Below are 22,646 nucleotides of genomic sequence, written 5' to 3'. Positions count from 1 at the left end.
CTTTTAACATGATCAAGGAATCATTTATCAGGAGCCTGATAGAAGAACATTTAGAAGGATCAGACCGGTTCCTGGTAGAGCTCAGCATTAAATCTGGAAATCGTATCCTTGTTTTTATCGACAGTGATACATCTGTTTTGATTGAACATTGTATCAGCCTTAGCAGGCATATTGAATCAAACCTCGACAGAGATACTGATGATTTTGAACTCAATGTTTCATCATCTGGATTGGATCACCCTTACAAACTTGTAAGACAATATACCAAGAATATCGGGCGGGAAATAGCTGTTACAATGAACGACGGAACAAAAATCTCGGGGGAGCTGAAATCAGCAAATGATTCCGGATTTGAAGTAATCGAACGCACAAAGATTAAAAAAATCATTACCGAACAAACGCACCTGATATCTTATGCAGATGCAAAAGAAACTAAGGAAATCATTAAATTTTAACCAAAAATTTTATTGCCATGGGTGAAATGGAACACATTAACCTGGTTGAAACATTCACTGAATTCAAGGAATTCAAGAATATTGAACGTGAAACCCTCATGAGAATCCTGGAAGATGTTTTCAGACATATGCTGATTAAGAAATATGGCACTGATGAAAATATTGATATCATTGTCAATGTGGACAAAGGTGACCTCGAAATATGGCGAAACAGGGAAATAGTTGGCGATGATGCTGTTGAAGATGAAAGTCTTCAGATTTCCTATTCAGAGGCGATTAAAATTGAACCTGATTTCGAAGTAGGTGAAGAAGTGGTAGAACCTATCAAAATGCTTGACTTTGGAAGAAGAGAAATCCTGGCTATACGTCAGAATCTTATTTCAAAGGTTCAGGAATATGAAAAAGATAATATCTACAGGAAATATAAAGATAAAATTGGAGAAGTAATTACCGGGGAAGTATATCAGGTTTGGAAGAATGAAATCCTTGTCCTTGATGATGAATACCTTGAGCTAACACTTCCCAAATCAGAGCAGATCCCTGGTGACTTTTACAGGAAAGGGGACTCTATTAAAGCTGTTGTTGCTCGAGTAGAGATGAAAAAGAACTCCCCCGCTATTATCCTTTCAAGAACATCTCCTGCCTTTCTGGAACGTCTGCTTGAAGCCGAAGTACCTGAAGTTTATGATGGCTTAATAACCATTAAGAATATAGTTCGTGTTCCAGGAGAAAGAGCCAAAATCGCGGTAGAATCTTATGATGACCGAATTGACCCTGTGGGTGCATGCGTTGGGATGAAAGGATCACGTATTCACGGAATTGTGAGAGAACTCAAAAACGAGAATATTGATGTGATTAACTTTACTTCAAACCCCCAACTCTATATTCAGCGCGCACTTAGTCCTGCAAAAATCTCTTCTATCAACATTGATGATGAAACCAAAAGAGCTGAAGTTTACATGAAACCTGACCAGGTTTCCTTGGCTATAGGTAAAGGGGGACACAATATTAAACTTGCCGGAAAACTTACAGGGTATGAAATTGATGTTTATCGCGATACTGAATTCGATTATGAAGATGTCGATCTCCAGGAATTCAGCGACGAAATTGATCAATGGATCATTGATGAACTGAAAACAATTGGATGCGACACTGCTAAAAGTGTATTAGAACTAAGTGTTGACGAGCTTGTACGTAGAAGCCAGTTGGAAGAAGAAACCATCAAGGAGGTAATGAAAATCCTGAGAGCGGAGTTTGAATAACAAATTCCCCAGGCAACATTACACAAAAAATACACTTGGAAATCTGCTAAAAAACACCAATCTCCTGATTTTCGTAAAGATTGAAAATAATATCTTACTTTTGCACACTAATTCCGAGTGTTAGGAACAACTTAAAAACACGCATGTCAGAAGGCACAGTTAATGTAAGGCTTAGTAAAGCCGCAACAGAGTTTAATGTTGGTGTTCAGACCATCATCGACTTCCTCCATAAAAAGGGGCATAAGATCGATAGTAATCCTAATACCAAGTTGAGCCCTGAAATGTACGCTCTCCTTATCAAGGAGTACCAGCCTGATAAAGCTGCAAAAGAGATCTCTAAGAAAATTGAGCTCGAATACACGCAGCATCCTGTTGTAACTTCTGGCACCAGGAAAACTGCTCCTGTCGAAGAACGGGATGAAAAGGTAAATGAAGAACTTATTATCAAGTCTTCATATGATTACCAGGGAAAAAGTAAAACCGAAAAAGTTCCGGAAACTCCAAAGAAATCGGAACCAATTATCGAAGTTGAGCCGGAAATCCTTATCCCTGAACCTGTATTCATAAAGGAAGAGCCCGAAATTATTGCTGAGCCTGAACCTTTTATACCTGAATTAGTTATCCCTGATGAAGTAGTTCCCCTTGAAATTCCTGAAGTTCATTCAGAACCCGAAATTGCTGAGACTATTCCATCTCCTGTTTCAACTGAGATAATACCGGAAACTATTATTGAACCAGAATCCGATCAGGAAGAACCTTCGATAAGTGGGGTAAAAGTTGTTGGAAAAATAGACCTCTCATCACTTGGACCAAAACCTAAATCGAAGTCGAAGAAGGAAAAGGATGTAAAACCAAGTACCTCCTCAGAAGAACCTACCCCGGCTGAAATAATTGAGATTGTACCTATTGAATCCACAATACCTGAAGAAGTAGTAACAGTAGTTCCAGAACCACCTGTTCAAAAAGCTGAAGATCCAAAACCTGCGCCTCCTAAAGCGCCGGAAACCAAAACTGATGCTCCATCTGCTTCTGGACTCTATTCCAAACATGATTCAAATTTTATTACTACAAAGATTCCCAGGCTCGAAGGCATCAAACTTGTAAATAAGATTGATCTTCCGGAACCTGCACGTCCAGAGAGTCGTAAACCAGTTGCCTCTTCAACAGATGAAAGTGGTAAAGGTGGCAAGAAGAAGAAAAGGAAGAGAATAAAGACCAAAGCGGTTACTCCTGAACAAACCAATACAGAAACAGCACGTCCTAATGATAATAAGACAGGCCCAAAAAGTGGTACTCGCAGAGTCATTGGGAAGCCTCGCACTATTGAACCTAAGGTAGAGTTAAGCGAAGAGGATATCCAGAAACAAATTCGCGAAACACTTCAACGTTTAAGTGGTACTGGGAAATCAAAAGCCTCAAAATATCGCCGTGAAAAACGCCTTGCTGTTAGTCAACAGCTAGAAGAACACCAGGCCAGGCTGGCAGAAGAACAAAAAGTTCTGAAGGTTACTGAATTTGTGACTGCAAATGATCTTGCAAGCATGATGGATGTTCCTGTTACTCAAATTATAGCTACTTGCATGTCAGTCGGCATGTTCGTTTCCATCAACCAGCGTTTGGATGCCGAAACCATTACCCTGCTTGCAGATGAATTTGGATTTACAGTTGAATTCGTCAGTGTGGATGTTCAGGAAGCTATCGATCAGGAAGAAGAAGTTGATAAAACAGAAGATCTAAGCCCAAGGACTCCGATTGTCACAGTGATGGGACATGTCGATCATGGAAAAACATCATTACTTGACTACATTCGACACGCAAATGTTATTGCCGGCGAAGCTGGAGGAATTACTCAGCATATTGGTGCTTATGAAGTGCAACTGGAAGATGGAAGAAAGCTCACTTTCCTCGATACTCCAGGCCATGAGGCTTTCACTGCTATGCGCGCCCGTGGTGCTCAAGTAACTGACATTGTAATCATTGTTGTTGCTGCTGATGATACCGTTATGCCCCAAACCATTGAAGCTATTAATCATGCTCAGGCAGCGGGTAGTCCAATGGTTTTTGCAATCAACAAAATAGATAAGCCTGGTGCCAATACAGAAAAAATCAAGGAGGAGTTGTCAAAACTCAATATCCTGGTTGAAGATTGGGGTGGAAATTACCAGAGTCAGGAAATCTCAGCTAAAAAAGGTACAAATATTAATCTCCTTCTTGATAAAGTCCTTCTTGAAGCAGAATTGCTTGAATTGAAAGCAAATCCGAACAGAAAGGCTATGGGAACCGTTATTGAATCCTCCTTAGACAAGGGAAGAGGATATATCGCCAAACTCCTGGTACAGAATGGCACTCTTCGAATTGGAGACATTATACTGGCTGGCTCATTATATGGTAAAGTTAAGGCTATGTATAATGAGCGTAACCAGGCCATCCGTGAAGCCGGTCCTTCTGCACCTGTATTGCTCCTGGGCTTAACCGGCGCACCACAGGCAGGTGATAAGTTCAATGTAATGTCAGATGAGAGAGAGGCAAAGCAGATTGCAAGTAAACGTTTACAGTTGCAAAGAGAACAAGGTATACGTACTCAAAAACATATTACTCTCGATGAAATTGGAAGACGTATAGCTATTGGGGACTTCAAGGAACTTAATATCATTGTTAAAGGTGACGTTGATGGATCTGTAGAAGCACTCTCCGACTCCTTGCTCCGTCTATCAACCAACCAGGTTCAGGTAAATGTTATTCATAAATCTGTTGGTGCAATTACCGAAAGTGATGTCCTCCTTGCATCTGCCTCCAATGCAATTATTGTTGGATTCCAGGTAAGACCAAGTGTGAGCGCAAGAAAGCTTGCTGAAAGGGAGGAAATTGATGTAAGGTTATATTCCATTATCTATACAGCGATTAATGAAATTAAAGCTGCTATTGAAGGGATGCTCTCACCTGAAATTGAAGAAAAAATCACTTGCAATGTTGAAGTGCGTGAAGTTTTCAAAATTACCAAAGTGGGAACTGTTGCCGGATGTATGGTACTCGATGGCAAAATTCACAGAAACACCCGCGTTCGGGTTATTCGGGATGGTATTGTTGTCTATACTGGCTTACTTGGCTCATTGAAACGCTTTAAGGATGATGTTAAAGAAGTTGCTACCGGCTATGAATGTGGTCTTAATATTGATAATTTCAATGACATTAAAGTAAGCGACATTATCGAGGGATACGAAGAGATTGAAGTAAAACGAAAGCTTTAATCTATACAATATCAATTATGCCGGCCTTGTGCCGGTTTTTTTATTCCATTTTTTCTTGCTACCGCCAACATTAATTATAAAGTATATTTTACCTTTATCAGATATAATAATTATATGGTTGATCACATCCTTATTGAGGTAACCCCGGACAATGTAAACACAGAATCACTTTTTTGTATTAAAGATATAAGCAGTCCGGGCTTTTCAGCGAAAAAGGAGTGGTTTCTTAATCGATATGCTGAAGGCCTTCGACTGAAAATATTGAAAAACCAGTTGGGAAAGCCCCTTGCTTTCATAGAATATATCCCTTCAGAATTTGCATGGCGCCCTGTTCAGGCACAAAATTATTATTTTATTCACTGCATGTTTGTATATGCAATTAAGGACAAAAATCGCGGTATTGGCTCCTGGTTACTTTCTCAATGCCTTGATGATGCAGCAAGACATAGAAAGGATGGAATATGTGTTATGACAAGTGATGGCACCTGGATTTCAAACAAACAATTATTTCTTAAAAATGGGTATCAACAGGTAGCTAATAGAGATCGATTCGAACTTTTGGCACTCAAAATTAATCCTTCTGCAGAAGATCCGGGATTAGTTGATTGGAATTCAAATCAAGAGCAATACCTGGGATGGAATCTCGTATATTCAGACCAATGCCCCTGGAATGAAAAATCGGCTGCAGCTCTTAAAAAAACAGCAGAAGAATATGGAATTGATCTGAAGCTTACTCACATTCGCTCTGCACAGGAAGCGCAGCAAGCACCCTCTGGATTTGCTGTATTCAGTTTGCTCAGAGATGGAAGGCTTATTGAAGACCACTATATCAGTGAAACAAGGTTCAAAAACATTCTGACTAAAGAGCTCAAAATGAAATAGTTTGGCTCAAATATAAAGCCTGTTAAGATATCAGCATAACTTAACTTAAATCTCCCGGTTCATCGAAAGGTACAGAATAATTATCTTACAATCGTCTGTTCTCTTCCTGGACCAATGGATAGAATTGAAATGGGCAACTCAACAGATTTCTCGATATATTCAATATAATCCTTTAATTTTAAAGGAAGTGAATTAAAACTTGCCTGGTTATCAAGACGAGGTTTCCAACCTTCCAGACTATCAAAAACAGGTTTTACTTCATGGCTAAGAGTTTCGTAGGTTAGATCAGTAACTACCTCCTCTCCTATTCCATAAGCTGTGCAAATATTAATTTGCTCCAGATCATTCAGGACATCTGCTTTCATCATTACTAAATCAGTTACTCCATTTAGCATGATAGCATATCTGAGGGCAGGAAGATCAAGCCAGCCACAACGTCTTGGCCGACCTGTAGTAGAACCGAACTCATGACCCTTCGTGCGCAAAAACTCCCCTGTTTCATCGAATAATTCAGTTGGGAAAGGGCCGCTCCCTACCCTGGTACAATATGCCTTGAATACACCAAATACCTTATCAATAGAGGATGGAGGTACACCTAATCCGGAACAGACACCGGCTGTTATGGTATTTGAAGAAGTTACAAATGGGTAAGAACCAAAATCCACATCCAATAAACTGCCTTGGGCTCCTTCTGCCAAAATTCTTTTACCTTCACGCAGGGCTTTATTGAGATATAATTCGCTGTCAATCAAATCAAAATCCTTCAATTGATTAATTGCCTTAAACCAATCAGATTCATATTGTTCAAAAGTCAAGTTATCAAGCATTCTTGAAGCAAGCTCAAAATTATAGGAATTTAATATCCTTAAATGCCGATCTTTCAATTGATTATATTTCTCTCTGAAATCAGGAGCCAGAATATCACCGAACCTAAGTCCATAGCGCGCAGTTTTATCAGTATAACAAGGTCCGATCCCTTTGAGCGTTGACCCGATCTTATCTTTTCCTAAGGCTGATTCATATGCAGCATCAAGCATTCGATGTGTAGGCAGGATGAGATGTGATCTCTTCGATATTTTCAGATTTCTGGTAGGCTCAACACCTTTTGCCCGTAATTTTTCTACCTCTCCCAAAAGAATTCTGGGATCAACAATAACACCATTTCCAATGACATTGATTTTCTCAGGGTGAAAAATCCCTGAAGGAATTGTATGCAGAACATGCCTGTCCCCCTTAATTTCCAAAGTATGACCCGCATTTGGACCACCCTGAAAACGAGCAATAATATCATAATTTGGAGAAAGAACATCAACGATTTTTCCTTTCCCTTCATCCCCCCATTGAAGGCCTAACAATACATCTATTTTCATCAGCTAAAATCAATTACAAAAACAGCAGCGCTAAATATAAGCTACAAATATAAAGTTATTTCCATCTGGCAGTGCCTTGGAAAAATGAAAAATCAAAAGGAAAAAAGCTGTAAATTGAGGATAGACTCAACTAGGTTACTCTATTGTTCAATAGAAGCAGGCGTCTGAATATTTTGATTACCAGAAGCTTCAGTGTCCATTATGCCATAAAAAGTCAGAGAATGATGTGAAATCTTAACACCTAAAATCTTCTCTACCGACAGTTGAATTTCATGGATTCGGGGATCACAAAATTCAAGCACCTGTCCATTATCCAAATTGATGAAATGATCGTGTTGTTTGAATTTATAAGACTTCTCAAACTGTGCGCAATTATTCCTGAATTGATGCTTAGTAACTAGATTGCAATTCAAAAGTAATTCGATAGTATTATACAAAGTAGCTCTGCTTACCCTGTACTTGTTGTTCTTCATCTGAATATAAAGAGTCTCTATATCAAAATGTCTGTCAGTAGCATAAATCTCTTTCAGAATAGTGAATCGCTCCGGGGTTTTACGATGTCCAAGTTTCTCCAGGTACTCAGTAAAGATCTTCCGAACAGTTTCGTAATTCATCTTTTTATTATCTGTTACCATGTCTGCCAATTTTTTTTGATAAAAGTAATAATAAATTATCTGAATTTGGTATAAATAAAAATAGATTTAAATTATTCTCAATGAATTCTAATAAATCAACAAAAGACAATTCATTTTAAACCGCTTATTATCAGTTATATAAATATTAAGCAACACAAAATTTCAGTGCTCAGAAGAGCTATAAGAGAGGAATTTACAATTTGTGATTAACATACTGAAAAAGAAATCCAATATGCTAAAAATCAGAAACTTGGAACAAATTTAAATATTCTGTTTGCTGTTGAAATACCATTGACATGCTTTAACTCTTCAGACAATTTATTCATGTCAATTGTATCATGCACATATAAATTTATGTGTGCTTCAAAAATATCTCCCGTTGTTTCAATATGAAAGGAACGAATATTGAGGCCAAGCTTTTCGCTAATTACCTGAATAATATCGAAAATCATACTCTTTCTATCAATTCCTGTTGCCTTAATACCAGCCATGAATGTATTCATGTTCCTGTTGCTCCATTTAGCAAAAACCATTCTGTTGGCATATCGCGACATAAGTTCAATGGCCTCAGGACAATTTGTTCTATGAACCTGAAGTGTACTTCCATTAGGAGCATATCCAACAATATCATCCCCGGGCAAAGCATGGCAACAATGGGCTATTGTAAATTCGAGATTATCCAGATCCTGAATCTCATATTGTCTGGTATGAGGCGATTTCAATTTTTCAGAACTAGTATTATAATCAGCATTGACTGGAACTGAAGAAGGCTCATTTTCCTTCAGCATATATTCATGTTCAATGCAACAGCTCCTCAGTTCAATTAATCCAATCTCATCCATAGCAACTTTATAAAACAAGTCAGAATGGCTGATAAATCCACTATGTTCTGCAAATCGATTAATATTTGATTTGCTGAATTTCAAGGATAATTCTTCAAAATATCCTTCCAACTTCACTCTGCCTTCATTGGCTATTGATTTTCGTTGTTCTTTGATAGCCTCCTTAATATAAGTTTTGGCTCTTGCAGTGAAAGCATAATCAAGCCATTCATCACGTGGAAATCCTTTTTTTGACGCAATTATTTCTACCTGGTCTCCGCTTTTAAGTTTGTAATTAAGTGGAGAGAGTTTCCTGTTGACTTTAGCAGCTATACAAGTATTACCAAGATGAGTATGGATGTTATACGCAAAATCAATGATAGTGCTACCTACTGGCAGTGACTTAATTTCTCCTTTGGGTGTGAAAACGAAAACTTCATCAGAAAATAAGGTAAGTTTTATATCATCCAGGAAGTTCAATGTATTAGAATCAGGTGATCTGAGTATTTCCTGAACTTTTCTGAGCCACTGATCCAATCCTGATTCCTGCGCTTTCTCTTTCTCCGCCATCTGCTTATATTTCCAATGAGCAGCATAACCTCTTTCGGCTATCTCATGCATTCTTCGGGTTCTAATCTGAACTTCAACCCACTGACCGGTTTGGCTCATCACTGTGGTGTGAAGAGACTCATACCCATTAGCCTTGGGGGTAGAAATCCAGTCTCGCAGGCGATTTAGTTTTGGATTATAATGATCAGTTACTATGGAATATACTTGCCAACAATTGATCTTTTCAAGCTCTTGCGGGGAATCAACAATAATCCTCACGGCGAAAATATCAAATACCTCCTCAAAAGGGATCTCTTTGAGTTGCATTTTTTTATAAATCGAATAAATCGACTTTTCGCGACTGTCTATTTCAAAAGTGATACCTCTTCGGGCCAAGTCCCTTTTGATCGGATAGATAAATTTTTGAATGAACCGTGAACGGGCAGATTCTGTCTCAAGTAACTTTTGGTAGATTGTATTGTAAATCTCAGGCTCTGTATACTTTAAGGCAAGGTCTTCCAACTCACTTTTAATGGCATATAGACCCAACCTGTGGGCTAATGGCGAATACAGGTAAATAGTTTCTGCTGCAATATTTTTTTTCTTGTAATCTGGCATTGAATCCAGGGTCCGCATATTGTGCAAACGATCGGCTAGCTTGATAAGAATTACTCTAACATCATCCGACAATGTGAGCAACATTTTCTTAATGTTTTCAGCTTGAATGGATGACTCCGGCTTTTCGTATCCGTCTTTAATTTTTGTAAGTCCATCTACTATATAGGATACTTTATCACCAAAACGTTTTTGAATGAAATCCAGTGAATAGTCAGCATTATCTTCAATTACATCATGTAGTAAGGCACATATAATAGCAGTTTCACCAAGTCCGATATTCTCTGCCACTATCCTGGCTACTTCTAGCGGATGATAAATATAGGGTTCCCCGCTCCTTCTCCGCATAGTGCTATGAGCCTCCTTCGCTAATTCAAAGGCCTCCCGGACACGGTTTTTATCGCGTATCCCTTTATTGCTGCTCCAGGCACGAAGTAAACTTCGGTACCGTTTTACAATTTCCTTATTTTCAGCTACAACATCAACCTGGTACATCTATCAACTTTTTAACCTTAGTGGGTATACAAATTTAAGGATTCTCTAGTTTTGCAGCTAAGTTACCAATTAATATAAGAAGAATTCATAGCGCTATAAATGAACAATTGCAGGTAATTTTTGTACTTTTGGTTAGAAATCCAATATCGCCGCTGTTGTAGCAATCATTCATCATTTTATGTAATGAAGAGGCTTATACTGTATCTGCTTTTACTTTTTGTACTCCGTTTACCTGCCTTTGCTACCCATCAACGTGCCGGTGAAATTACTTACCGGTATATCTCAGGTCTTACTTATGAGATCACCATTACTTCTTATTCTTACGCACCTAGTCCAGCTGACCGCAATGAACTTGAGATTAACTGGGGTGATGGCTCATCATCTATCCTGACCAGGATTAACGGTCCATCAGGAATAAACCCCGCAGGACTTTATTGTGATCACCTTGGAGAAATTGTAGGTCCAGAAATCAAGAAAAACCTTTACACTGGCGAACATACATTCCCTGGGCCTTCAACCTACAGAATTTCCGTTGAAGACCCAAACCGGAACTACGGTATCATGAATATTCCAAGTTCGGTGGACATTCCTCTTTATATTGAAACCCTGCTCTCCATAAATCCATTCATAGGGCCCAATAGTTCTCCTCAGCTTCTTTTACCTCCAATTGACCGAGGTTGTGTTGATCATCCTTTCCTTCACAATCCAGGAGCATTCGACCCGGATGGTGATAGCCTTTCATATGTGCTCACAGTATGTAAGGGAGCTGGAGGTCAACCTATCCCTGGTTATATATTGCCCAATCTTGTCGATCCGAATGGAAGTAGTAATTTCAATATTAATTCAGTTACTGGTGATATTAACTGGATTAGTCCTACCCTTCAGGGAGAATATAACATCTCATTTATGATTGAGGAATGGAGAAATGGTTCACGGATTGGTTTTGTTACCCGGGATATGCAGATTACAATTGTTACGTGTACCAATGATGCACCAATTATTGACCCAATCACTGATACATGCATCACAGCCGGGGATTCATTAGGATATCTGATCAGGACTACTGATCCAAATCTTGATAAGATAACTCTCACAGCTACTGGTGCACCGCTACTTCTGACTATGAATGCAGCAAACTTCTCTCAGGTTGGAAATGATCCCGGTATAGCGACTGGTATCTTTACATGGGAAACCGATTGTTCTCAAATTAGGAAAAACCCGTATCAAGTATTCTTTAAGGCCGTTGATAATTCAACTGAAGTAAACCTGTTTGATCTGAAAACACTGAATATTCGTATCGTTGGTCCAAAAACAGAAAATCTTGAGGCAATCCCATTAGGTAATAATATTAATATTTTCTGGAGTCCAAATCGTTGTAGCAATGTAGTTACATATAAAGTCTACAGAAGAAATGGATTTTTTGGATATATACCAGCGAATTGTGAAACAGGAGTGCCCTCTTATACCGGTTATCGATGGATCAAAGATATTGACGCAACAGATACAACTTTCAGTGATGGAAATGAATTTCCCGGCCTTGCTCATGGCGTTGATTATTGTTACATGATTGTTGCTGTTTACCCCGATGGATCTGAGAGCTATGCATCAGATGAAGTTTGCGTTAAACTCAAAAAAGATGTGCCTGTTATTACAAACGTGAGTATTGAGAATACCGACGTTTCCAATGGCAAGGTTTATCTTGCCTGGTCAAAACCTACTGAAATAGACCCTCTTCAAGCTCCTGGACCCTATAAGTATTTAATTTACAGATCATTTGATTTTATAGGAAGTAATCTAATCCTCATTGACTCTCTCAACTCATTGGATGATACTTTGTATTTTGATGAACCATTCAATACCAAAGACCAACCCATCAGCTATAGAGTGGATCTTATAAATGACACTCCCGGATTACGTTTTATTATTGGACCTTCACAAGTAGCTTCTTCTGTTTACCTAAGCATCAGTAACGGAGACAATAAACTGCTTCTGAACTTTCCTTCCATAGTTCCATGGACCAATCATGAATATGTTATCTATCGTAAAAATGAGTTGACTCAGCTTTTTGATTCCATTACGACAACCACTCTGCCTACATATACTGATTTGCAATTAGTTAATGGTCAATCTTATTGCTACAGGATAAAATCAATTGGTTCTTATGGGACAACTGGAATTACTGATCCATTGATAAACTTTTCACAAGAAGTTTGTGGAATCCCTGCTGATAATGAACCTCCATGTCCACCGGAACTAACCGTGGAGCCTGATTGCGATCGTGCCGACAATATACTGCGGTGGGTGAATGCATCTGAGACTTGTGCAGACGATGTAGTGAAGTACTATGTTTACTACCGGCCACCCCTGTCAGATATCTTTGTTTTACTCGATTCTTTATCCGGAATCAACAGTACTACCTTTACACATGACCTTCAGCAGACAATTGCAGGATGCTATTCCCTCAGATCCATCGACTCAATAGGTAATATAAGTATGATGAGCGACACCATTTGTATTGATAGCGATACCTGTGGAGGATATAGGCTGCCTAATGTTTTTACACCCAATGCCGATACCTATAATGATTATTTCACTCCCTATCCCTATAGTTCAGTTGAAAAAATTGACCTAACAATTTTTAACAGGTGGGGAACGCTTATATTTAAGACTGATGATCCTGATATTGAATGGGATGGTAAAATAATAGGCACAAATCAACCAGCTAGTGATGGCGTATATTATTATGTATGCGATGTGTTTGAAATCACTTTATATGGAACGATTAAACGAACATTGAAAGGATCTGTTACAATCATCAGGTAAGAAGAACTCTCCATTTTTTCATTAAGTCGCTATCGGGAATATATTTTAAGTTAAGTATGATTAAAATTCAAATCACAATTCATGGTAATTTTCGGCCCTAATTTGATCTCAGCAAAATGATTAAAATTTAGAAACGGGATCGTAGATTAAGTTATTTACTGCATTAAAATTGTAGAAAGCTAACCTCACACATAAAAAAAGGATTACCAGAATTCTGATAATCCTTTTTTATTTGTGAGAATTGATTACGCTACTGTAGTCATATGAGCAATCATATCAAGGACTTTGCATGAATACCCCCACTCATTATCATACCAGGCAACTAATTTCACAAAGTTTGGATTCAACATGATACCCGCTTCAGCATCAAATATAGAAGTACGGCTGTCACCTATGAAATCACTTGAGACTACAGCTTCTTCAGTATAACCTAGAACTCCTTTCATTGGGCCATCAGCAGCTGCTTTAACCGCAGCTTTGATTTCTTCATAGGTAGTAGCTTTCTCAAGCCGACAGGTCAGGTCAACTACAGAAACATCCAAAGTTGGCACTCTGAATGACATACCGGTTAGTTTTCCTTTTAATTCAGGAATAACTTTGGCAGCAGCTTTAGCAGCACCTGTGCTGGATGGAATAATATTACCGGCAGCAGCCCTGCCACCTCTCCAATCCTTAGCTGATGGGCCATCAACCGTTTTCTGAGTTGCTGTGGTTGCATGAACCGTAGTCATTAAACCTTCAGCAAGTCCAAAATTGTCATTAATAACTTTTACCAGTGGAGCGAGGCAGTTAGTGGTGCAGCTTGCATTGGAAACAAACTGTTCACCAGCATATTTTGTATGGTTTACACCATATACAAACATTGGAGTATCATCTTTTGAAGGAGCAGACATGATAACGCGTTTTGCGCCACCATCGATATGAGCCTGGCATGTTTCCTTAGTAAGGAATAATCCGGTACACTCTGCTACATAGTCAGCACCAACATCTGACCATTTTATTTCTGCAGGGTTTTTGCATGCGGTAACCCTGATGGTTTGCCCGTTAACAATAAGCTGACCGTCTTTAACATCAACAGTACCTTTGAACTGTCCATGTACAGTATCATATTTTAACATGTAAGCCATGTAGTTAACATCAATGAGGTCATTGATTGCAACAACATCAATATCATCTCTTAGGATGGATGCACGAAAAACCAGGCGGCCAATACGACCAAAACCATTGATTCCAACTTTAATTTTTGTCATAATATATTGATTTTAAGGAATGAGTGCATTTTTAAAAACGAATGCAAAAGTAAGAATTTTTATAATAATCACTTAAAATTATACCTAGTAATACAAGTTGTTATAAAAACTTAACATATACAGGTCACTTACAACACCTTGATGAGCAGTCCGGGAAAATTCCTTACTTTTGCACCCAATGGAAAATATAAGAAACTTTTGTATCATAGCCCATATAGACCACGGTAAAAGTACCCTGGCTGACAGATTACTTGAAACCACAGGCTCTCTGACTGAACGTCAAATGCAGAACCAGGTACTTGATGACATGGATCTTGAAAGAGAACGTGGAATCACAATCAAGAGTCATGCAATAAGGATGGACTATGAGCATGAAGGAAAAAAATACAAACTGAACCTGATAGATACTCCGGGACATGTTGACTTTTCATATGAAGTTTCAAGAGCCATAGCAGCATGTGAAGGAGCTTTACTGGTGATCGATGCCACCCAGGGAATTCAGGCTCAGACTATCTCGAATTTGTACCTGGCCCTTGATCATAACCTGGAGATTATCCCAGTGATGAACAAAATGGATAGTGATAGTGCAATGCCTGATGAAGTTGAAGATCAGATTGTAGATCTCATCGGATGCAAATCAACAGACATTATTCGCGCAAGTGCCAGGACTGGTATGGGGGTTGACGATATACTTGATGCAATTATACACCGGATTCCAGCTCCAAAAGGAGACCCTAATGCGCCATTGCAAGCCCTTATATTCGATTCACTTTTTAATCAGTTCAGGGGCGTAATTGCCTATTTCAGAATTTTTAATGGTAGTATTAAACGAAATGAACTTGTTAAATTTGTTTCTACTGAACTTGAGTACAAGGCAGATGAAATAGGGATTCTGCGAATGCAGCAAACCCCTCTTGATGCATTAAGTGCAGGAGATGTAGGATATATCATATCCGGAATAAAAACAGCTAAAGAGATAAAAGTAGGAGACACCATTACCCATGTTGATAACCCATGCAAGACCGCTATTGAGGGTTTTAAAAATGTTAAGCCCATGGTTTTTGCGGGTATATATCCAACTGACACAGATGATTATGAAGATCTGCGTGCATCACTGGAAAAACTTCAACTAAATGATGCTTCATTGAGTTTTGAACCCGAATCATCAGCTGCATTAGGATTTGGTTTCCGCTGTGGATTCCTTGGTTTGTTGCACATGGAAATTGTGCAGGAACGTCTTGACAGGGAATTTGATATGGACATCATTAATACTGTTCCAAACGTAATGTATAAGGTTTTTACCACTAAAGGCGAAGAACTGGAAGTTCATAATCCCTCTGGAATGCCTGAAGTGACCCAAATTGACTATGTAGAAGAACCTTATATTCTGGCACAGATAATCTCAAAATCAGAATATACCGGTTCGATTATGAAATTATGCATGGACAAACGTGGCAATTTGCTGAATCAGGTATACCTTACACAAGATCGAGTCGAGTTAAATTTTGAAATTCCATTAGGAGAAATCGTTTTCGACTTCTATGATAAACTGAAAAGCATTTCGAAAGGATATGCTTCCTTTGATTATCATATTTCCGGATACAAAGAAGCAGCGCTTGCCAAATTGGATATTCTGCTTAATGGTGATGCTGTTGATGCTTTGTCGACATTAATCCATAGAGACAATGCTTATGATTTCGGACGCCGGATGTGCGAAAAGCTAAAGGAACTCATCCCAAGGCAACAATATGATGTCGCTATTCAAGCTGCTATAGGATCTAAAATTATAGCGCGAAACAGTAAAAGCCCTTCGGAAAGATGTTACAGCCAAGTGCTATGGTGGGGATATCACTCGTAAACGTAAACTCCTGGAAAAGCAAAAGAAAGGGAAGAAACGTATGAGGCAAGTTGGTAATGTGGAAGTACCTCAGAGTGCTTTCCTGGCCGTTTTGAAACTCGATTAATCTATTCCCGGATCAGGGTAATTTCATTTTCGTGATGAAAATAACACTGAATTGTTCCTGGTTCCAGGGCAATTTCTATTATCGTATTTTATAATTGGAAGATTCTTTTGTCCGAACATTTCTGAGTTCTTAAATAAACTTCAATTTATTTGTAACTTTATTGCATAGTTACACGTTCAATGTACACCTGACCAGAAACCAATCAGAGCAAATATGACTGTAAACGAATACAATGCGTGCGCAGAGCAGTATTCAGATGGAGTGTACCGGTTTATCCTTAAAAACATAAAGGATGATGATACTGCCAGGGATATTGTACAGGAATCGTTTGTGAAGATGTGGGAAAAAGTTAAGGATATTAGTCATGAAAAGGCTAAATCTTACCTCTTTACAACTGCCTACCACACGATGATTGACCATATCAGGAAAAATCAAAGGCTAAGTTCTATCGACGGCAATTATGAAAGCAAATATCATGACCATAATTCATTTAACGACCTGAAAGAAGTAATTAATGAAGCTGTATCCCGTCTTCCTGAAATACAAAGAACAGTAATTTTATTAAGGGATTATGAAGGCTATGCGTATGAAGAGATCGGAGAAATTACAGGATTAAATGAATCTCAAGTGAAAGTCTATATTTTCAGAGCAAGGTCTTTCCTAAAACAATATATCGGCAGCCTTGACCTGGTAATCTAAAAGCACTTTAATAAAAAATTTAAACTTCAAACCATCATATCTCAAAATACTAATAATAACTCAAATGAAAATCAACAAGGATAATTATGAAGCATACTTCCTAGATTATTTCGAAGGGAATCTTAGCCCTTCTGAAGTAAGTGAGTTGATGTCATTTATGGATCAAAATCCAGAATTAAAATCTGAATTTGAAGGATTTGAAAGTATAACAGTGGTTCCTGATGCTAATATTCAATTTGATCTTAAGGATTCATTAAAAAAAAATGCGATGTCCTCATCGGCTATTATCACTGCTGACAATATTGATGATGTGTTGATTGCTGAAATTGAAGGTTTGCTTTCTACCACAGAAAAAAATCAGCTTGAAGAATTTCTAAAACAAAATCCAGCTTATCTAAAAGATCAGGTAATTTACTCCCTTTCAAAACTTTCGCCTGACAACTTGATCATATTCAGTCAAAAAGAATCTTTATTACATAAAGTCATCCCATTTGGTTCAGTTTCTGAATCCAATTATGAAGAAATTCTCATAAGTGAGCAGGAAGGAATTCTAACCTCTGAAATGTCCAACGATCTAACTGAGTTCCTTGTTCTTAATCCACACATTGAATATGAAAGAAAACTTTATGCTCAAACCAGGCTTACTCCAGATACTTCCATAAAATACCAGGATAAAGCCGGACTGAAACATAAAACTGTTTCAATTCGCCGTATTGTTTTTTATACACTTGCAACCGCTGCTTCTCTTGCTCTGCTGATTTCAATTTCAAATTTCCTGAATCCTGTCATTAAACCTACAATCTTGACTGACAGTAATCAACAAAAAACTTCAACTCTACCACAGGAAAAAACTCAAGTGAATCCAGTTGAACAGATATCCAATCAAGTTGCTTTACCTGCCCAAACTGCTGAAAACAAATCCCGTCCCATTGTTTCCAAGAGTGACGAAGCAATCACCTCCAATATTAATAGTTCAGTTCATATAGAAAAACAAGCAGTTAGAAATCCTGATATTATCCCTTCGATGAACCTTCTTGCCAGCCATCAAGTTGAATCACATGATGTTGTTGAACCGGAATTCAAATTTATCCGAACAAGTCAGATGCATTTTAATGATTACCTGGAATTGTACTATAACCTGAAATTGTCAGAACAAATCCAGTATGCAGAGATCAATTCAACAGATAAAGATCCAGAAAAGAAACTGTTTAACTCTTTCACATCAAGAATTGGTGAATATTTTGCTTTTAATGGAAAGAAAAAAACAACTGAGTCCTCTTCACCAATCTCAGTATGGACTTTTGCTGAACTCGGAGTAAAAACCTATAACACTCTCACCCAGGATAATGTCAAACTAGACTTGCAAAGGGATGATCAGGGGAAAGTTGTCAACTACAACCTGTATGGCGATAAATTAGAACTTCAACGTGATATAAAAAAATAAACTGACATAAGGATGTTTACAAAGCCGGGCAATGCCCGGCTTTTTTTTGAAAGACTATAAAATGACAACAATCTGGATACTTAATGTTTCCGCTTCAGAGACAAAACTATTTACGGTTCCAATTATCTACCCACTTTTCAATGGCAATCGATACGATTGTTAATGAAATGCAAAAAAATATTAAAATGAATGTAACAAAATGAACTGAGTTAACGTCTTGTTCTGGAAATTCGAAAAATACTCACTTCTAATAATATGACAATGAAAACTTTCAAATGGACCTCAGCCCTTCTACTTTTTGTTCTCCTTTCATCAACAACTATTAAGGCCCAGGTAAAAGGTGATGGCAATGTTGTCAAACAAAATCGCCAGGTTGACTCATTCACCTCTATTAATGTTGGTTGTGCCATTAATTTATTTTTCACTCAAGGTGATGTTCAGCAGGTAGCCGTAGAAATCGATGAAAATCTCCAGGATAAATTAAAGACAAAAGTGAACAACGGGGAATTAGTCCTTAGTTGTGATAATGTGCGCAATGCCACAAAGATGAATGTATATGTCACATCTCCTGCTATTAATAAAATCGATGCCAATGGAGCCTCTGTTGTTAAAGGCTTATCTCCAATCCAGGCAGATCATTTTAAGCTGCTTGCATCAGGAGCATCTAAAGTCAATCTTGAGATTTCTGCAAAGTCAGTTTACAATGAGGCTAGTGGTGCCTCTAAGAAAACCTCATTATCACTGCTGATGATTTGAGTACAGAAATTAGTGGGGCTGCTGATGTAAATCTCTCCGGAACAGCCATTGAGCATAAAACTGAAGTAAGTGGTGCCGGTAAACTCAAAGCCATTGAATTTGTAACTGATAATACAAATGCTGAAATATCCGGAGCTGGAAATGCTTCAATCATGGCCAGAAAACAACTCAAGGCAGATTTATCAGGTGCTGGTACCCTGACCTATTTTGATAATAATGAAGTAAAGAAGATTGGAAAAACCGGTGAATACATCATGACTTTCACGGGTATGGAGAATGTAAAAAGTGTAAAAATTGATGAAGGAGCAAATAACGCAGATAATGATGATGAGAATACGGTAGTTTCCAACACAGATGACAATGGCAATGTTGAGGTTACCATCAATAATGATAGAATCGTTGTTGTTACCGATGATTCAGTTCGGGTAACCCTAGGTGATAATACTCTTGAAGTAAATGAAGATGGAGATGTCAAGATTAAAAGGGACAAGAAAAAACAAAAATTTAATGGTCATTGGAAAGGATTAGAACTCGGAGTTAATGGATATCTTACACCTGATTATGACTTAAATTATCCTTCAGAATACAGTCTACTTGACCAAAAATATCAGAAATCAATTGCCGTTAACCTAAACTTTTTTGAGCAGAACATTAATCTCATCAAGAATCATGTTGGTCTTGTTACCGGACTGGGTGTTACATGGAACAATTATAGATTTGATAATGATGTCAGATTATTAAAAGGAGATAATAAACTTATACTTGAGCGTGCTACAGGCGAAGATCTAACTTTTGAGAAAAGTAAATTGGTTAATACATACCTCACACTGCCATTAATGTTGGAAGTCCAAACCAACAGAAATTCTAAGGCAAATAGTTTTCACCTCAGCGGAGGACTAGTTGGAGGATGGAGGATTGGCACTCATACAAAATATGTATATGACGATGGTAGTCGTCAGAAAGACAAAGACCGCAAGGATTTCTATATGAATCCTTTCAAACTGGATGCTATTGCAAAGATTGGCTGGGGAGTTCTTAATCTTTATGCTACCTATTCCCTAACCCCAATGTTCCAGAAGAATAAAGGACCAGAGTTATATCCATTTGCTATTGGTATTAGCTTAACAGACCTTTCTGATCTTTAGAAATTGAAAGAAAAGCAATCTGTTTAGCCTAAGAATTTGAAGAAACACTTACAATAATTTGGTGGTTGTTGACTGGTAAGCTGCTCCTATGGGGGCAGCTTTTTTGTTTCAGTTCTAAATGTTAACTTTGCCGATATTCTTCATTTTTTGTGCTGGATATGATTAAAGAAAAAGGTTCACAATAATCAACTAACAAGCATATGTCAGGACATAATAAATGGTCGACTATTAAACGAAAAAAAGGAGCTCTTGATGCAAAGCGTTCCAAGATCTTTTCAAAGATCATTAAAGAAATTACAGTAGCAGTAAAAGAGAGTGGTGCTGATCCGGATGGTAATCCGAGATTACGTCTTGCCATTGCAAATGCTAAAGGGGCCAGTATGCCCAAGGACAATATTCAGCGAGCTATTTCCAAGGGCTCTGATAAGGATTCTGCCTCATATGCAGAATCTACTTATGAAGGATATGCCAATGGTGGAATTGCAATTTTCATTGAAGCCACAACTGACAATACACAAAGAACCATTTCCAATGTTAGGTCGTATTTTAACAAATTTGGTGGAACTCTTGGAACAAATGGTTCACTGAGTTTTATTTTTGACAGGAAGGGCATTTTCACTGTACCCCAGGGGAGTCTTGACCTCGATGAATTTGAAATGGCTGTTATAGATGCCGGGGCTGAGGATATTCAGTTAGAGGAAGATTTTTTCATAATAACAACGGCTATGGAAGATTTCGGTGCCATGATGAAAAAACTGGAAGAGATGGGAATTGAACCAGAAAGTGCAAAATTGCAACGTATCCCAAAAGACACAACCAAGCTTGACCTGGAATCATCAAAAAAGGTTATGCGTCTCATTGAATTCTTTGAAGAGGATGATGACATTCAGGCTGTGTATCACAATATGGAAATTACTGATGAATTGATGGAATCACTTGATTAAAATAAACTTAAGAGAGAAAAAAAAGGCTGCAATTTTGAGTTGCAGCCTTTTTTTTCGGAATATTACATCAATATAAAGAAAGTAAACATATTATGCAGTAACAATTTCATAAGTATCCTGAGCTATGACTAATTCCTCATTTGTAGGAACAACCATAATAATAACTTTGGAATCTTCTTTACTTATTACCATTTCTTTACCTCTCATCTTTGTATTTTTCTCAATATCCAGTTGCATACCCATAAATTCAAGTCCACTGCAACACTCCTGACGGGTTTCCCATCCATTTTCGCCAACACCACCTGTAAAAATTACGAGATCAACACCACCCATTGCAGCTGCATATGACCCAATATATTTTTTAATGCGGTAATGATATATATCAAGTGCTACTTTGGCTCTGTGGTTTCCTTCGGCTGCGGCTGTTTCTATATCGCGCATATCGCTGGATACACCAGATAAACCAAGCATTCCACTATGTTTGTTTAATAATGTATTTGTAAAAGGGATACTTGTTTCTTCCTTATCAGCAATATATAGAACCGCTCCTGCATCAACATCACCGGAACGAGTTCCCATGACCAATCCTTCAACCGGAGTCATACCCATGCTTGTATCCACTGATTTTCCACCACTGATAGCTGCAATAGAAGCACCATTACCCAGGTGACAACTGATAATTCTCAGGTCATGTAATGATTTTCCCAGAATTTCTGCTGCACGTCGGGAAACGAATCGATGACTGGAACCATGAAAGCCATAACGCCTGACTTTGTACTTTTCATACAATGAGTAAGGGATACCATAAAGAAAAGCATGTTCTGGCATAGTCTGGTGAAAAGCTGTGTCAAATACACCCACCTGGGGTACATCAGGAAGTAATTTTGTGATGGCGTAAATACCTTCAAGATTAGGAGGATTGTGCAGTGGAGCTAAATCGACACATTCTTCCAATGCTTGAATTACCTCTTTTGTCACCGCAACTGAGCCATTGTATTTTTCTCCTGCGTGGACGACACGATGACCTACAGCTCCTAGTTCCTCCAGACTGCTCAGGGAGCCGTATTCAGGATGAGTCAAAATTGCAAGAACGTGTTCAATACCGGCCTGGTGGTCTAGTATTTCACCTTCAAGTTTAAGCACTGTCTCATCTTTACTATGTTTAATGGAAGCTCCCTTCAGTCCAATCTTATCCACCAAACCTTTTGCAAGTACCTCAGCAGTAGGCATATCAAAAAGCTGATATTTAATAGAAGAACTTCCACAGTTTAATACGATTAGTTTCATTG

15 protein-coding genes and 1 pseudogene are annotated in these 22,646 nt (G+C 38.2%); 11 read left to right on the top strand and 5 right to left on the bottom strand.

All coding sequences use genetic code 11. The features are described from left to right. Positions 1-8 precede the first annotated feature (8 nt). From rimP to IPH84_06225, 4 genes are all read left to right on the top strand, one after another. Positions 9-455: a ribosome assembly cofactor RimP gene (gene rimP / locus IPH84_06240; protein ID MBK7172822.1), complete on the top strand. Its 447-nt coding sequence runs from the start codon at positions 9-11 to the stop codon at positions 453-455. A gap of 26 nt (positions 456-481) precedes the next feature. Then, complete coding sequence (nusA, locus tag IPH84_06235) at positions 482-1,717, top strand: transcription termination/antitermination protein NusA (GenBank protein MBK7172821.1); 1,236 nt, start codon at positions 482-484, stop codon at positions 1,715-1,717. 143 nt (positions 1,718-1,860) lie between these two features. Then, positions 1,861-4,965: a translation initiation factor IF-2 gene (gene infB, locus IPH84_06230; GenBank protein ID MBK7172820.1), complete on the top strand. Its 3,105-nt coding sequence runs from the start codon at positions 1,861-1,863 to the stop codon at positions 4,963-4,965. A 114-nt stretch (positions 4,966-5,079) separates the two neighbouring features. Then, a complete protein-coding gene (locus IPH84_06225; protein ID MBK7172819.1) occupies positions 5,080-5,847 on the top strand; it encodes a YoaP domain-containing protein in 768 nt (255 codons plus the stop codon). A gap of 80 nt (positions 5,848-5,927) precedes the next feature. Here the strand turns inward: IPH84_06225 and IPH84_06220 are convergent, their stop codons facing one another. The 3 genes from IPH84_06220 to IPH84_06210 form a co-directional block, all read right to left on the bottom strand. Further along, positions 5,928-7,217 (bottom strand): adenylosuccinate synthase, encoded by a 1,290-nt coding sequence (locus IPH84_06220; protein MBK7172818.1) that lies wholly within the window; start codon positions 7,215-7,217, stop codon positions 5,928-5,930. A 140-nt stretch (positions 7,218-7,357) separates the two neighbouring features. Next, complete coding sequence (locus IPH84_06215; GenBank protein ID MBK7172817.1) at positions 7,358-7,852, bottom strand: transcriptional repressor; 495 nt, start codon at positions 7,850-7,852, stop codon at positions 7,358-7,360. 242 nt (positions 7,853-8,094) lie between these two features. Next, complete coding sequence (locus tag IPH84_06210) at positions 8,095-10,332, bottom strand: bifunctional (p)ppGpp synthetase/guanosine-3',5'-bis(diphosphate) 3'-pyrophosphohydrolase (GenBank protein ID MBK7172816.1); 2,238 nt, start codon at positions 10,330-10,332, stop codon at positions 8,095-8,097. A gap of 183 nt (positions 10,333-10,515) precedes the next feature. Here IPH84_06210 and IPH84_06205 point away from each other — a divergent pair, with 183 nt between their 5' ends. Further along, positions 10,516-13,155, top strand: coding sequence for a gliding motility-associated C-terminal domain-containing protein (locus IPH84_06205; protein ID MBK7172815.1), 2,640 nt, complete (start codon positions 10,516-10,518; stop codon positions 13,153-13,155). Between the two features lie 245 nt (positions 13,156-13,400). On the opposite strand, the gene gap is transcribed toward IPH84_06205, so the two are convergent. Beyond that, positions 13,401-14,405, bottom strand: coding sequence for a type I glyceraldehyde-3-phosphate dehydrogenase (gene gap, locus IPH84_06200; protein MBK7172814.1), 1,005 nt, complete (start codon positions 14,403-14,405; stop codon positions 13,401-13,403). A 178-nt stretch (positions 14,406-14,583) separates the two neighbouring features. Between gap and lepA the strand changes: the two are divergent. From lepA to IPH84_06170, 6 genes and pseudogenes are all read left to right on the top strand, one after another. Then, a pseudogene (lepA, locus tag IPH84_06195) lies at positions 14,584-16,369 on the top strand (elongation factor 4). Between the two features lie 213 nt (positions 16,370-16,582). Next, on the top strand, positions 16,583-17,068 hold the full coding sequence (locus IPH84_06190; protein ID MBK7172813.1) for an RNA polymerase sigma factor: 486 nt from the start codon (positions 16,583-16,585) through the stop codon (positions 17,066-17,068). Between the two features lie 64 nt (positions 17,069-17,132). Continuing rightward, a complete protein-coding gene (locus tag IPH84_06185; protein ID MBK7172812.1) occupies positions 17,133-18,512 on the top strand; it encodes a hypothetical protein in 1,380 nt (459 codons plus the stop codon). A gap of 261 nt (positions 18,513-18,773) precedes the next feature. Beyond that, the gene (locus IPH84_06180) at positions 18,774-19,268 is read left to right on the top strand and encodes a DUF2807 domain-containing protein (GenBank protein ID MBK7172811.1); all 495 of its coding nucleotides are present in this window, start codon (positions 18,774-18,776) and stop codon (positions 19,266-19,268) included. After that, positions 19,265-20,413 (top strand): DUF2807 domain-containing protein, encoded by a 1,149-nt coding sequence (locus IPH84_06175; protein MBK7172810.1) that lies wholly within the window; start codon positions 19,265-19,267, stop codon positions 20,411-20,413. The genes IPH84_06180 and IPH84_06175 overlap by 4 nt, the downstream gene beginning before the upstream one ends. Before the next feature lie 200 nt (positions 20,414-20,613). After that, positions 20,614-21,357: a YebC/PmpR family DNA-binding transcriptional regulator gene (locus tag IPH84_06170; GenBank protein MBK7172809.1), complete on the top strand. Its 744-nt coding sequence runs from the start codon at positions 20,614-20,616 to the stop codon at positions 21,355-21,357. A 90-nt stretch (positions 21,358-21,447) separates the two neighbouring features. On the opposite strand, the gene IPH84_06165 is transcribed toward IPH84_06170, so the two are convergent. Then, the gene (locus IPH84_06165) at positions 21,448-22,644 is read right to left on the bottom strand and encodes an acetate kinase (protein ID MBK7172808.1); all 1,197 of its coding nucleotides are present in this window, start codon (positions 22,642-22,644) and stop codon (positions 21,448-21,450) included. Positions 22,645-22,646: the final 2 nt, after the last annotated feature.

The sequence above is a fragment of the Bacteroidales bacterium genome (assembly GCA_016707785.1).
Lineage (GTDB): Bacteria > Bacteroidota > Bacteroidia > Bacteroidales > UBA4417 > UBA4417.
Note: the sequence above shows the minus strand (reverse complement) of the source record. Positions and strands in the feature narration are given on the sequence as shown.

Bases quoted from the DNA above. Each gene is read 5' to 3' on its own strand.
- gap (MBK7172814.1), bottom strand. From the start codon at position 14,405: ATGACAAAAATTAAAGTTGGAATCAATGGTTTTGGTCGTATTGGCCGC.
- IPH84_06185 (MBK7172812.1), top strand. From the start codon at position 17,133: ATGAAAATCAACAAGGATAATTATGAAGCATACTTCCTAGATTATTTC.
- IPH84_06170 (MBK7172809.1), top strand. From the start codon at position 20,614: ATGTCAGGACATAATAAATGGTCGACTATTAAACGAAAAAAAGGAGCT.
- rimP (MBK7172822.1), top strand. From the start codon at position 9: ATGATCAAGGAATCATTTATCAGGAGCCTGATAGAAGAACATTTAGAA.
- IPH84_06225 (MBK7172819.1), top strand. From the start codon at position 5,080: ATGGTTGATCACATCCTTATTGAGGTAACCCCGGACAATGTAAACACA.
- IPH84_06190 (MBK7172813.1), top strand. From the start codon at position 16,583: ATGACTGTAAACGAATACAATGCGTGCGCAGAGCAGTATTCAGATGGA.
- IPH84_06210 (MBK7172816.1), bottom strand. From the start codon at position 10,332: ATGTACCAGGTTGATGTTGTAGCTGAAAATAAGGAAATTGTAAAACGG.
- IPH84_06220 (MBK7172818.1), bottom strand. From the start codon at position 7,217: ATGAAAATAGATGTATTGTTAGGCCTTCAATGGGGGGATGAAGGGAAA.
- nusA (MBK7172821.1), top strand. From the start codon at position 482: ATGGAACACATTAACCTGGTTGAAACATTCACTGAATTCAAGGAATTC.
- IPH84_06205 (MBK7172815.1), top strand. From the start codon at position 10,516: ATGAAGAGGCTTATACTGTATCTGCTTTTACTTTTTGTACTCCGTTTA.
- IPH84_06165 (MBK7172808.1), bottom strand. From the start codon at position 22,644: ATGAAACTAATCGTATTAAACTGTGGAAGTTCTTCTATTAAATATCAG.
- infB (MBK7172820.1), top strand. From the start codon at position 1,861: ATGTCAGAAGGCACAGTTAATGTAAGGCTTAGTAAAGCCGCAACAGAG.
- IPH84_06180 (MBK7172811.1), top strand. From the start codon at position 18,774: ATGAAAACTTTCAAATGGACCTCAGCCCTTCTACTTTTTGTTCTCCTT.
- IPH84_06215 (MBK7172817.1), bottom strand. From the start codon at position 7,852: ATGGTAACAGATAATAAAAAGATGAATTACGAAACTGTTCGGAAGATC.